Here is a 12,194-nt window from a genome sequence, read left to right on the forward strand (position 1 = left end):
CCCCTGCCATGATGGTTCGAGTGAGAGAGCCAGACCATTCAAGCACCATCGCAGGATGGCGCGAGTGGGCGAGCCTTCCCGCGATCGGCGTCGAGTGGATCAAGGTGAAGCTCGACACCGGAGCCCGCACCTCGTCGCTGCACGCGTTCGACATCGACGAGTTCGAACGCGACGGCGAGGCCTGGGTGCGCTTCGGCGTGCGGCCCTGGCAGAACTCCGACGACGACGCGGTCGTCGTCGAATCGAGGGTGCGCGACCGACGTCAGGTCCGCAGCTCGTCTGGCCACTCCGAGGAGCGCATCGTCGTGCTCATGGACATCGTGCTGCTCGGCCGCGAGGTCGAGGCCGAGGTCACCCTCAGCAACCGCGACGAGATGGGCTTCCGCATGCTCATCGGCCGCGAGGCGCTGCGCAACGGGTTCCTCGTCGCCGCGGGCGAGTCCTTCCTCGGCGGACGCGCGCCCCGCGTCATCCGCCGCCAGAACCGCGGGCGCACCCCGGCGATCGAGTAGCGACCACCGGCACACGCCCCGGCGGTCGAGGTGCGGCCACCGGCACACGCCCCGGCGGTCGAGGTGCGACCACCGGGCGCACCCCCGGCGGTCGAGGTGCGACCACCGGCACACGCCCCGGCGGTCGAGTAGTGACGAAGGAGCGTACCGAGACCCCGGGACGACCAGGGACTCGATACGCTCCGCGGGCGACGCGTCAGATGACGCCGTCGGTGATCGTCGTCGGGTTGCCGAAGCGGTGGTTCGTGATCGAGATCGCCTGCTCGTGCAGGAACGGGAGGAGCTCGACGCGACCCGACGGGGTGACGGGGTGGGACCACACCGCGACATCCGGCGTGCCGTCGAGCGCGACCGCGAGGCCGGACGGGTCGCCGCCGACCAGGCGCACGCGCGAGGCGCCCACGCCGTGCTTGGACACTCGCGTCAGCCACGCGGCGTCGCCCTCTCGGACCACGTCGACGCCCTTCGCCCCGAGGAGCTGGCGCACGCGCTTGGGCAGCTCGTGCGCGGTCGAGACCGTGAGCGGAGCGTTGGCGAGCACGCCGGCCGCGATGACCCGGAGGCCCTCGGCGAGCGTCGCCGCCTCGCCGATGCGCACCGCCACGGGCAGCGCCCGGTAACGGAACACGTTGCGCTCCACGCCGACGCCCGAGACGTCCTTGACCGTGCCGTACTCCTCGGCCCAGGCGATCTGGTCGGACAGCGCGGAGCGGCGCAGGACCTCGAACGACTCGAAGTCGATCGAGGACTGCGACGCCTCGATGAGCTCGGAGACGCGCTTCTCGAGCCCGCGCAGGTGCAGCGACTCCGACGTGACGTCGTGTCGCGGCATCCACTCGCCGAGCCCGAACAGGTAGTTCGGTCCGCCGGCCTTCGAGCCGGCGCCGACGGCCGAGCGCTTCCAGCCGCCGAACGGCTGGCGCTGCACGATGGCACCGGTGATGCCGCGGTTGACGTAGAGGTTGCCGGCCTCCACCTGGTCGAGCCAGGTCGCGACCTCGTCGGAGTCGAGGGAATGCAGGCCCGCCGTGAGGCCGTAGTCGACCGCGTTCTGCATGCGGATCGCCTCGTCGAGGTCCTTCGCGTGCATGATGCCGAGCACGGGGCCGAAGAACTCGGTCAGGTGGAAGTACGAGCCGGCCGTGACGCCGGTGCGCACGCCGGGCGACCAGAGGCGACCGGTGTCGTCGAGGCGCTTCGGCTCGACGAGCCACTCCTCGCCGATGCCGAGCTGCGTGAGGGCATGCTCGAGCTTGCCGTTCGCGGGCTCGACGAGCGGACCCATCTGGCTGGTGGCGTCCTCGGGATAGCCGACCTTCAGCGACATCGTGGCGTCGACGAGCTGACGCCGGAAGCGCTCGGACTTCGCGACCGACCCGACGAGGATCACGAGCGACGCGGCCGAGCACTTCTGGCCGGCATGTCCGAACGCGCTCTTCACGACGTCGGATGCCGCGAGGTCGAGGTCGGCCGAGGGCGTGACGATGATCGCGTTCTTGCCGCTCGTCTCGGCCAGCAGGGGCAGGTCGGGGCGGAACGACCGGAACAGCTTCGCCGTCTCGTACGCACCCGTCAGGATGACCCGGTCGACGTCGCGGTGGGTCACCAGGCGGCTGCCGAGCTCGCGCTGCGTCAGGTCGACGAGCACGAGCAGGTCGCGCGGGATGCCGGCCTCCCACAGGGCCTCGACCATGACCGCGCCCGAGCGCTGCGCGAGCTTGGCGGGCTTGATGATGACGGCCGAGCCCGCGGCGAGCGCGGCGAGCACGCCGCCCGCGGGGATCGCGACCGGGAAGTTCCACGGCGGGGTCACGACGGTGACCTTGGACGGCACGAACTCGGCGCCCTGCACGTGGTCGAGCTCGCGGGCGCGCTCGGCGTAGTAGTGCGCGAAGTCGATGGCCTCGCTGATCTCGGGGTCGGCCTCCGCGATGGTCTTCCCGGTCTCGGCGGCCATGACCTCGATGAGGCGGTCGCGGTTCGCGGCGAGCGCGAGGCCCGCACGGTGCAGCACGGCGGCGCGCTCGTCGCCGGACAGCTCGCCCCAGGCGCGGCCGCGTTCGGCGGCGACCGAGATGACGTGGTCGAGGGTCGCGGCATCCGAGATGGCGGCCGACTCGACCGTGTCGATGCCGAGCCGGGACCCGGGGACCTTCGCGAGGATGCGGCGGCCCCACTCCCGGTTCGCGGCGAGCGCGGGATCGGTGTCGGGCTCGTTGCGGAAGCCCGGGGTCACGCCCGATCCGGCCGGCGCCGGGGCGTCGTCGAGCTCGGTGGCGCCGTCGAGCACGCCCGATCCGTCGCCGAGGCTGCCGCGACGGATACCGAGCACGACGCTCGTGAGCGACTCGTCGACGCCGTGCTCGCTGCCGGGCGCCGGCGCGCTCTTGGGCTCCATGGCCGCGGCGAAGGACTCCTCGGTCCACTCGGTGCGGCGGTTCTGCGTGCGGTTCGGGGCGGGCGGCGCGGGCTCGGCCTCGAGCGCGGCGAGCGAGGCGAGGTAGCGGCGCATCTCGCGATCGAAGAGCGGCTCGCTCGCGGCGAGGTCGAATACCGCCGACATGAAGTTCTCCTGGCTGGCGTTCTCCTCGAGGCGGCGCACGAGGTACGCGATCGCCACGTCGAACTCGCTGGGGTTCACGACGGGCGTGTAGAGGAGCAGGTTGCCGACGTCGCCGCGAACGGCCTCGGCCTGTCCGGTGGCCATGCCGAGCAGCATCTCGAACTCGATGCGGTCGGTGACCCCGCGGTCGACCGCGGTGACCCAGGCGTCGGCGACGTCGAAGAGGTTGTGACCGGCGATGCCGAGCTTCACGGCGTCCGTGCGCTCGGGGGTCATCGACCAGCGCAGCACGCGCTTGTAGTTGGTGTCGGAGTCCTGCTTGGTGTCGTAGGTCGCGAGCGGCCAGCCATGCACGGCGGCGTCGACGTGCTCCATGGCGAGGTTCGCGCCCTTGACGACGCGCACCTTGATGGGCGCGCCGCCCTGCGCGCGGCGCTCGGTCGCCCACGCGTTCAGGTGCTGCATCGCACCGAGCGCGTCGGGCAGGTAAGTCTGGAGGACGATGCCGGCCTCGAGGTCCTTCAGCTGCGGCTGGTCGAGCAGTGCCGTGAACACCGCGATGGTCAGGTCGAGGTCGCGGTACTCCTCCATGTCGAGGTTGATGAACTTCGCCTTGCCCCTCGCCTCGTTCTGGGCCGCGAGCTCGTACAGGGACGTGAGCTTGGCGACGACCTTCGCGACGGCCTCGTCGAACGACCACATCGAGAGCTGGCTCACGACGCTCGAGACCTTGATCGAGACGTAGTCGACGTCGTCGCGCGCGAGGAACTCGGTCGTGCCGCGCAGGCGACGGTCGGCCTCGTCCTCGCCGAGCACGGCCTCGCCGAGCAGGTTCAGGTTCAGGCGGTTGCCGGATTCGCGCAGGTGCGAGATGGCGGGCCCGAGCTTGGCGGGCGTCGCGTCGAGCACGAGGTGCCCGACCATGGCCCGCAGCACGCGGCGCGCGATGGGCACGACGATCCACGGCAGCACGGGCGCGACGACGCCGCCGACGCGGATGGCGGCCCGCAGGTACCAGGGCAGGAACTTCGGGGTGAGCTGGGCCACCTTCGCGAGGTTGCGCCCGGCGACGCCGAGGTCCTCGGGGCGCATGACGCCGTCGACGAAGCCGACCGTGAAGGCGAGCCCGTTCGGGTCCTTCAGCACGCCCGCGAGCCGCTCGGCGGAGACTTCGGTGGGATGCTCGGCGCTCTCGACGAGCCAGCGTCGCACGAGGGCGACGACCCGGTCTGTGGTGGGCGCGGCGAGCGTGACGGGGTCCGACATGGTCACGAGGGTAGTGTCCTTTGCTTCGGGCGCTCCGGGGATCGCTGCGCCTGTCGGGGTTAAGTGTGCGGCTCGACCTCACATCGGTAAAGCGAATGAATCTGACGGATACTGTTCAGAGAAACCGAACGATCGACGGATGCCGGAGGCCTACCCATGCTCGACGTGCGACGCCTGCGACTGCTGGTCGAGCTGAGCCAGCGCGGAACGCTCGCGGCGGTCGCCGAGGCGCTCGCGTACAGCCCGTCATCCGTGTCGCAGCAACTCAGCCAGCTCGAGCGCGAGGTGGGCGTGCGACTCCTCGTCCAGGTGGGCCGGCGCGTGCAGCTCACGCCGCAGGCGGAGCTCCTCGTCGGGCATGCCCGTGCCGTCCTCGACCGGCTCGAGGAGGCCGAGGCGGATGTCGCGCGCTCGCTCACCGATGTGGGCGGAACGGTGCGCATCGCCGTCTTCCAGTCGGCGGCCCACGCCATGGTGCCGCAGGCGCTCACGCTGCTGCGTGCGGAACATCCCACCCTGCGCGTCGAGGTGACCGAGCGCGAGCCCGACGCCGGGCTCTTCGAGGTCGCGGCCCGCGACTTCGACCTCGTCATCGCCGAGCAGTACCCGGCGCACACCCGCGCGCATCGGGAGGACCTCGACCGCGTGCACCTGGCGGCCGACGCGATCAGGCTCGCGCTGCCGCCGCATCCGTCGCGGGGTCCCGCCTCCTCGTCACGCGGCCGTTCCAGCCCTGAAGCCCGGGATGTCGCTCGAACGGTCGGCACTCCGAGCCCGAACGAGCGATTCGCACGACCTCCCGACCCCCGGGCGGCGCTCGAGGCGGCCAGTGGGATGCCGTGGGTGCTCGAGCCGAAGGGCACCGCCTCGCGCGACTGGGCCGAGGAGCTCTGCCGCGAGGCCGGGTTCGAGCCCGACGTGCGGTTCGAGACGGCCGACCTGATGGCGCACATCCGCCTCATCCGCACGGGCAACGCCGTGGGGCTCCTGCCCGACCTCGTCTGGGCCGGCGAGGCGCCGAGCGTCGCCCTCGTCGACCTGCCGGGGCATCCGCAGCGCGAGGTCTTCACCTCGACCCGACTCGCCGCCGCCGCGAGACCGGCCGTGGTCGCCTGCCGCGACGCGCTCGAGCGCGCGGCCAAGGCCACCGCGACGCCGGCCGAGCGCTGAGCGCGAACGCCGAGTGCCGCCCGCCGAGCGCGACGGGGTGCCGCCGACCGCCGACCGGGTGTCACCGACGGGGCGTCGCCCACCGGCGCAGCCTCGAAATGCTGGCGCCCCGGCGGCCTGCGGGTCTAGCCTGCGACCATGGGTGGGATTCGAAAGACCGTGTTCGCCGCCGGTGCCGTCCTCGGCCTGATGCTCCTCTCCGGCTGCGCCGGCGAGGAGGGCTCGGCCCGAGGGGGCTCCGAGGATCCGTCGGGCGAGTGGGGTGACTCCTCCGACACGACCGCGCCGTCGCTCGAACTCGACGACGACGGCAGCTTCAGCGGAACCGACGGCTGCAACCAGCTGAGCGGCTCGTGGAGCATCGACGAGGCCGATCACGTGCAGTTCGAGGATGTCGCCTCGACGCGCATGGCGTGCGAGGACGTCGACACCTGGCTCATGGACCTCAGCCAGGCGACGATCGCCGACGACACCATGACCGTGCTCGGCACCGACGGCTCCGAGATCGGCACGTTGCAGCGCGAGTCCGACTGAGCCGGCCGGCCCGACGGCGTCGGCGCAGGGCGCGTTCGAGAAGACTCGGGCAGACTCGAGCACGGCTCGGCGAACGCGAGGGATGCCGCGGCGTCAGGCCTGTTCGTGCATCCAGGGCGTGTAGCTGACCCCGACGAGCAGCCCCTCGGGACTCATGAGGCGTGAGGTGGTCTGCCCCCACGGTTCGTCGTGCGCGCCCACGAGGATCTCGTGCCCGGCCGCGCGCAGCTCGTCGACCGCATCGGCCACCGCCGCAGGCGACGCGACGTCGAACTCGATCCAGGCCTGCGGCGTCGGCAGCGAGCCCGGCCATTCGGGCGTGCCGAACGTCGCCTCGGCGGCCTGGCTCAGCGGCCAGATCGCGAACGTCTTGACGCCCCGCAGGTCGTCGGTGTGGAAGTAGCCCGGCGCGTTCTCGTGGAATGCGATGCCGAGGGCGCCACGCCAGAAGTCGAGCGAGGCGGAGTCGGAGGTGCCGATGGGGCCGAAGCCGGCGACGAAGGAGATGTCCATGCGGCCATGGAACCGTGTGGCGCCGACATCCGCCACCCGCGCTCCGCTCGTCAGGCGCGAGCGGCCGCGGCGAACCGCTCGGCCTGCTCGGCGAGGAAGGCGTGCACCTCGGGCGGGCCGTCGATGCGGTACGCCGCGCCGCGCGGCAACCACATGAGCGCCATCACGAGGTTCTCGACCGTGTCGGCCGCGAGAGGCCACGCGCACTGCGCCTCGTCGACGGCGACGACGTCGCGCCCGTACCAGCCGAGGTACGCGACGAGCTCGTCCTTCGGCATCGCGACGATCACGCGGGCGGACACGCCGCGGTCGCGCCATCGCAGCGCCCGCTCGACACGCTCGCGCGCGACCTCGTCGGTCATGGGCTGGGCCTCGAAGTGCACCCGGGTCTGGAAGACGTCGCCCATGCGGTCCAGCCGGAAGGTTCGCCAGTCGTCGCGGTCGCGGTCGAAGGCGAGCAGGTACCAGCGTCGCGCCACGGGCACGAGTCGGTACGGCTCCACGACCCGAGCGGATGCCTCGCCTGCGGCATCCGTGTACCGGAACCGCAGGCGCTCGGCGTCGCGGCAGGCCAGCGCGAGCAGGCCGAGCAGCTCGGAGTCGATCTCGGGTGACGGGCGCGCCGAGCGTGCCGATCCGACGCCGCCCGTGCCCACGGCGGCGTGCGACTGCAACGCCTCGATGCGACGGCGGAGGGCGGCCGGCAGGACCTGCTCGATCTTCGCGAGCGCGCTGAGCGTCGTGTGCTCCGCGCCGCGGAGGCCGGCCGTCGCCTGCGAGCGCAGGCCCACGGCGATCGCGACGCCCTCGTCGTCGCTGAGCAGCAGCGGCGGCAGGCCGGTCCCGGCCTCGAGCCGGTAGCCGCCGGCGCTGCCCCGCAGCGACTCGATCCCGTACCCGAGGTCGCGCAGCCGCTCGACGTCGCGGCGCAGCGTGCGATCGCTCACGCCGAGCCGATCGACGAGTTCGCGCGCGGTCCAGTGCCGGTGGCTCTGCAGTAGGGAGAGCAGTTCGAGGGTCCTGGAGGTGGTCGCGGCCATGTTCCCAGTCTCTCGCGATACCGGACGGAAACTGACCGCATTGCCGAGGAGACTGCGGGTATGACGAATCAGATGATCACCGCACAGGGCCTCACGAAGACGTTCCGCTCCAAGGGGCAGGCCGTCGAGGCCGTCCGTCCGCTCGACCTCGCCGTCGCCGAGGGCGAGCTCGTCGCGTTCCTCGGCCCGAACGGCGCGGGCAAATCCACGACCCTCCGCATGCTGACCACGCTGCTGCCGCCGAGCGCCGGCGAGGCGACGGTGGCCGGATGCGACATCCGGTCGGATGCCGCCGGCGTGCGCCGCCGCATCGGCTACGTGGGCCAGGGCAACTCCGCCGGGCACACCCAGCGCGTGCGCGACGAGCTCCTCGCGCAGGGCGCGTTCTACGGCCTCGGTCGCCGCGAGACGCGGGTGCGCGCCGATGAGCTCATCGAGTCGCTCGAGCTCGGCCAGGTCGCCGGTCGCACGGTGCAGGCACTGTCGGGCGGCCAGAAGCGGCGCCTCGACATCGCGCTCGGGCTCATCCACCGCCCCGCGCTGCTCTTCCTCGACGAGCCGTCGACGGGCCTCGACCCGCACAGCCGGGCCAACCTCTGGGAGCACATCGTCGACCTGCGTCGGGCGACCGGCACGACGATCTTCCTCACCACCCACTACCTGGACGAGGCCGACCAGCTCGCCGAGCGCGTCATGGTCATGGACCACGGCGCCGTGATCGCCGACGACACCGCGACCGCGCTCAAGTCCTCGCTCGCGGGCGACCGCGTGACGCTGTCCTTCGCGACGGCGACGGATGCCGCGGTCGCCGCCGCCCGGATCGGCGGCGAGGTGGAGCCGGGCGATGCCCGCACCGTCGCCGTGGTCGAGCGCGACGGGTCGCGCGCGCTGCCGCGGTGGATCCGCGAGCTCGGCGACGTCGACCTCGAGGTCGTCGGCGCGACGCACCGCCAGCCGACCCTCGACGACGTGTTCCTGGCGCTCACCGGCCGGAGCCTCCGCGAGGAGGCCGCGCACGCCCAGCCCGCCGAGGCGGAGGGTGCCGACGCGCATTCCGCCACGGTCGCCGCCTGACCCACCACCCCCGCGCGCCCGCCCGCGCACCCGCGCACCCGCGACCGGGCCGGCCCGCCCGCCCCACCGCGCCACCGCACCACCCGCACCACCGCACCACCGGCACCATTCCGAAAACAGGCGGACACGCCGTCTCGACCTCCAGCACAGGCACGAACGGCCGTTCCCGCCCTCGACCGCCTGTCCACAGAAACACGAAGGAGCATCCTCATGTCCACCATCGACGCCACCGCCCGCCCGACGGGCTTCGTCCGCGACACCGCTGCGGTGTTCGTGCGAGAGTCGCGCCCGCTCGTGCGCGACCCGTTCAGCGTGGTCTTCTCGCTCGTGCAGCCGCTCGTCTTCCTCGGGCTGTTCGGCCCGCTGCTCATCGGCGCGTCCGGCGGCGACGTGGCCGGCACGCTGCAGTGGTTCGTGCCGGGCATCCTCGTCATGGTCGCGCTGTTCGGCACCGCCTCGACCGGCGCGAACCTGCTCTTCGAGATGCAGACGGGCTCGCACGAGCGCACCCTCGTGGCCCCGCTCTCGCGAAGCGCACTGCTCGTCGGCCGAGCCCTGAAGGAGGTCGTGCCGCTCGTCATCCAGGGCACGATCGTCGTGCTCGTCGCGGTCCCGTTCGGCTTCCGAGTCGACGTCCCCGGGCTCGTCGCCGGCCTCGCCGTGCTCGCCGTGTTCGGCATCGGCTTCGGCGCGTTGAGCTACGCGCTCGCGCTCGCGTGCCGCAACCGCGACTGGATGTTCTGGATGGTGCACCAGACGCTGCTGTTCCCCCTCATGATCCTGTCGGGCATGCTCCTCCCCCTCGAGGACGGGCCCGAGTGGATGCAGGTCGCCGCGGCGATCAACCCGCTCAGCTACCTCGTCGACGCCGAGCGGGCGCTGCTCGGCGGGGACTTCGCCGATCCGAGCGTGTTCGGCGGCGTCATCGCGGCCGCGGCGACCTGCGCGATCGGCGTGATCGTCGGCGTGCGGTCGATGCGCCGGGCCCGCTGACCGGCCGCATGACGAAGGGCGAGCGGATGCGACATCCGCTCGCCCTCGTCAGCGCGCCGGGCCGCACGCGACCCGGTCAGCGCGCTACGTGCAGGTGCTGCCCGAGTACGGCGCGGGGTAGGTCGAGTACTTGCCGACCCCGTCCTTCCACGTGTAGCCGGAGACGGTCGCCGTGCCGTCGGCGACCTTCTTGCCGACCTTCCACAGGTAGGTCACCGTGGCGCCGGGGGCGACCTTGGTGAACTTCACCGTGCCCTCTGCGGTGGTCAGGCGGATGTCGGCGGCCAGCGCCGCCCCGTTCACCGCCGAGACGACGATGTACGCCTTCTCGTCGAGGCACTGCGTGTGCGCCTTCACCTCGAGCGGCACGTCGGGCACGACGACGATCGCGACCGTGCCGGTCCAGGATGCCTCGGCCGAGAGGTTGCCCGCGGCATCCGTGGCCCGGGCGAGCACGGTGTGGGTGCCGTCGCCGACCTCGATCGGGCCGCTGACGGCCGTCCAGGCGCCGGCGTCCACCTTCGCCTCGAGCGCGGGCGGCGGCGTGTAGTCGTCGCTGCCGCTGATCGTGAGCACGACCTTCGACGTGTAGGTGCCGCCGGGGCCGGGCGCACCCGGGTCCGCGGCGATGGCGACGCTCGGGGCCGTCGTGTCGGCCGGCGGGTAGGACACGAGCTGCGGCGAGGCGAACGAGCCCACCGCGGGCGCGCCTGCATCGTTGACGATGTGGTTGATGCCGCCCGTGCCGTTCAGGAACACGCTCGTCATCGACTCGAACCGCACGTCCGCCGACTTCGGCGTCTGGATGCCGCTCTCGACGCGGATGTCCTGGCCGCCGTTGATCGTCTGGTCGAAGAACGAGTAGACGCCGAGACCCTGCGCCAGGTGCGAGGTCACGCCGTCGCCGACGCGGTACGACGCGTAGCCGAGCCGGTCGCCGTCCATGTACGCCGCCTGGGTCGGCGGGTCGTACGGGATCTCGCTCTGGTAGAAGATCGTGCGCCCGCCGTCGCCGTTCCAGACGACCTGGTTCTTCTGGTAGTGCTCGACGAACAGGCCGAGCGCGGTGACGTCGTCGCCGTTCACGACGAGGCCGTGGTCACCCGTGTTCGAGTCCCAGGCGACGCCCGCGCCGTGATCGGCCCGCCAGGCCCAGATGTGGTCGAGCAGCGTGTTCGGGCTGTTGACCTCGATCGAGGTCGTGGCCTTGCCCGCCCACGGCCCGCCGATGCGGATGAACACGTCGGTCAGGGTGGTCGGGTCGGCGGCGTCCGAGACGGATGCCCCGGTCGGGCCGACCTTCACGAGCACGTCGGAGTTCGTGGTGCCCGCGTCGACCGTGAGGCCGGCGATCTTGACGCCCGCGACATCCGCGACCTCGATGGCCGCGTTGCCTGCGGTGGGCACGAGCGACGCGTAGCCGAGTCCGAGCACGACGGTGCCCGCCTCGTCGACCTGCAGGGCCTCGTCGAGTTCGTACACGCCGGGCGTGACGAGCAGGTTGAGGCCGCTCGCGAGCGCGGAGTTGAGCTCGGCGGCGGTGTCGCCGGGCTTGGCGATGAAGAACTCGGAGAGGTCGAGGCTCTCGCCGTCGGCGGCATCCGTCGACCAGTCGTGGCCGCGCGTGTCGGCCTTCGCCGCCGGCACGAACACCTTGTAGTCCTCGCCGTCGAGGTAGAGGAACGGGGACTCGCGGTTGATCGGCGTCTCGTCGACGACGGTCTTGTTGCCGGCGCCGCCGCCGGGCAGCGGTCCGAAGTCCTGCGCCGGTGCGCCCTCGACGCCGGAGAACACCATGTTCCAGACGCCGCCGTCCCACGTGCCGACGGTGGAGTTGCGCGTGAACCACTGCTGCTGCGAACCCGTGACGATCTCGCCGTCGACCTTCGAGTTCGCGAGGTAGCCACCGGAGGCGTACTCGCCGACGCGGCCGAAGAGGGTCAGGTCGCCCTGGATGTGCACGCGGCGCAGCGGGGCGGCCTGCGAGACCGCGAACCGCATCTGGTGCGGGTCGGTCACGCCGCTCGGGAACGGCCGGGTGGCGTCGACGCCGACGGGTCGCTGGATCGGGTTGATCGCGACGTTGCTGAGCGAGCGCCAGAACCTCGTGAGGGAGCCGGGCTGCTGGCAGTCCCACGGGTTCGCCTCGCACTGGCGCACGGGCTCGACGTGGATCGCCCCGTTGATGGTGACATCGTCGGGCGACGCGCCGAGGCCGGCGACGGCCTGGTAGTAGCCGAGCTCGGAGTTCACGATGCCGGTGGCGGTCGCCGGGTCGTCCTGCCCCGCGGCGCTGCCGTAGGTGCCGGGCTTGAAGAAGAACTGGTGGCGGTCGGCGCTGAACTCCTCCTCCTGCGAGGCCGCCATGAGCGCGGTGTTGATGTCGTCGACGGACCAGGTCTCGTCGAAGATGGTCACGTTGGGCCCGAAGTCGGGTTCGGCTGCAGCGGCGGCGGTCGCCGTCACGGTCACTCCTCCTGCGACCAGGGCCGCGATCGCGACACCCGATCCGATTCGTCGTGTCACGCC

Annotated in this window: 9 protein-coding genes; 5 read left to right on the forward strand and 4 right to left on the reverse strand. The window is 72.0% G+C overall.

Annotated features, from left to right (window positions below; genetic code table 11):
* The first annotated feature begins 11 nt into the window (after positions 1-11).
* Positions 12-512 (forward strand): ATP-dependent zinc protease family protein, encoded by a 501-nt coding sequence (locus GQQ95_RS06775; RefSeq protein ID WP_157426892.1) that lies wholly within the window; start codon positions 12-14, stop codon positions 510-512.
* 196 nt (positions 513-708) lie between these two features.
* On the opposite strand, the gene GQQ95_RS06780 is transcribed toward GQQ95_RS06775, so the two are convergent.
* Complete coding sequence (locus tag GQQ95_RS06780; protein ID WP_157426893.1) at positions 709-4,341, reverse strand: proline dehydrogenase family protein; 3,633 nt, start codon at positions 4,339-4,341, stop codon at positions 709-711.
* A 156-nt stretch (positions 4,342-4,497) separates the two neighbouring features.
* On the opposite strand from GQQ95_RS06780, the gene GQQ95_RS06785 reads away from it, so the two are divergent.
* Together GQQ95_RS06785 and GQQ95_RS06790 are read left to right on the forward strand one after the other, a co-directional pair.
* Positions 4,498-5,511: a LysR family transcriptional regulator gene (locus tag GQQ95_RS06785; protein ID WP_157426894.1), complete on the forward strand. Its 1,014-nt coding sequence runs from the start codon at positions 4,498-4,500 to the stop codon at positions 5,509-5,511.
* A gap of 138 nt (positions 5,512-5,649) precedes the next feature.
* Positions 5,650-6,045 (forward strand): META domain-containing protein, encoded by a 396-nt coding sequence (locus GQQ95_RS06790; protein WP_157426895.1) that lies wholly within the window; start codon positions 5,650-5,652, stop codon positions 6,043-6,045.
* A 93-nt stretch (positions 6,046-6,138) separates the two neighbouring features.
* On the opposite strand, the gene GQQ95_RS06795 is transcribed toward GQQ95_RS06790, so the two are convergent.
* Both GQQ95_RS06795 and GQQ95_RS06800 read right to left on the reverse strand, forming a co-directional pair.
* Positions 6,139-6,558, reverse strand: a complete 420-nt coding sequence (locus GQQ95_RS06795) for a VOC family protein (RefSeq protein ID WP_157426896.1) — start codon at positions 6,556-6,558, stop codon at positions 6,139-6,141.
* Positions 6,559-6,608: 50 nt separating this feature from the next.
* Positions 6,609-7,598 carry a helix-turn-helix transcriptional regulator gene (locus tag GQQ95_RS06800; protein ID WP_157426897.1) on the reverse strand — a complete coding sequence of 330 codons (990 nt, stop codon included), beginning with the start codon at positions 7,596-7,598 and terminating at the stop codon, positions 6,609-6,611.
* 60 nt (positions 7,599-7,658) lie between these two features.
* Between GQQ95_RS06800 and GQQ95_RS06805 the strand changes: the two genes are divergently transcribed.
* Complete coding sequence (locus GQQ95_RS06805) at positions 7,659-8,672, forward strand: ATP-binding cassette domain-containing protein (protein ID WP_212275325.1); 1,014 nt, start codon at positions 7,659-7,661, stop codon at positions 8,670-8,672.
* Positions 8,673-8,882: 210 nt separating this feature from the next.
* Positions 8,883-9,665, forward strand: a complete 783-nt coding sequence (locus tag GQQ95_RS06810) for an ABC transporter permease (protein ID WP_157426898.1) — start codon at positions 8,883-8,885, stop codon at positions 9,663-9,665.
* 84 nt (positions 9,666-9,749) lie between these two features.
* On the opposite strand, the gene GQQ95_RS06815 is transcribed toward GQQ95_RS06810, so the two are convergent.
* On the reverse strand, positions 9,750-12,131 hold the full coding sequence (locus GQQ95_RS06815) for an adenylyl cyclase (protein ID WP_212275327.1): 2,382 nt from the start codon (positions 12,129-12,131) through the stop codon (positions 9,750-9,752).
* Positions 12,132-12,194 lie beyond the last annotated feature (63 nt).

The sequence above is a fragment of the Agromyces salentinus genome, from assembly GCF_009749395.1.
In the GTDB taxonomy this organism is placed as follows: Bacteria; Actinomycetota; Actinomycetes; order Actinomycetales; family Microbacteriaceae; genus Agromyces; species Agromyces salentinus.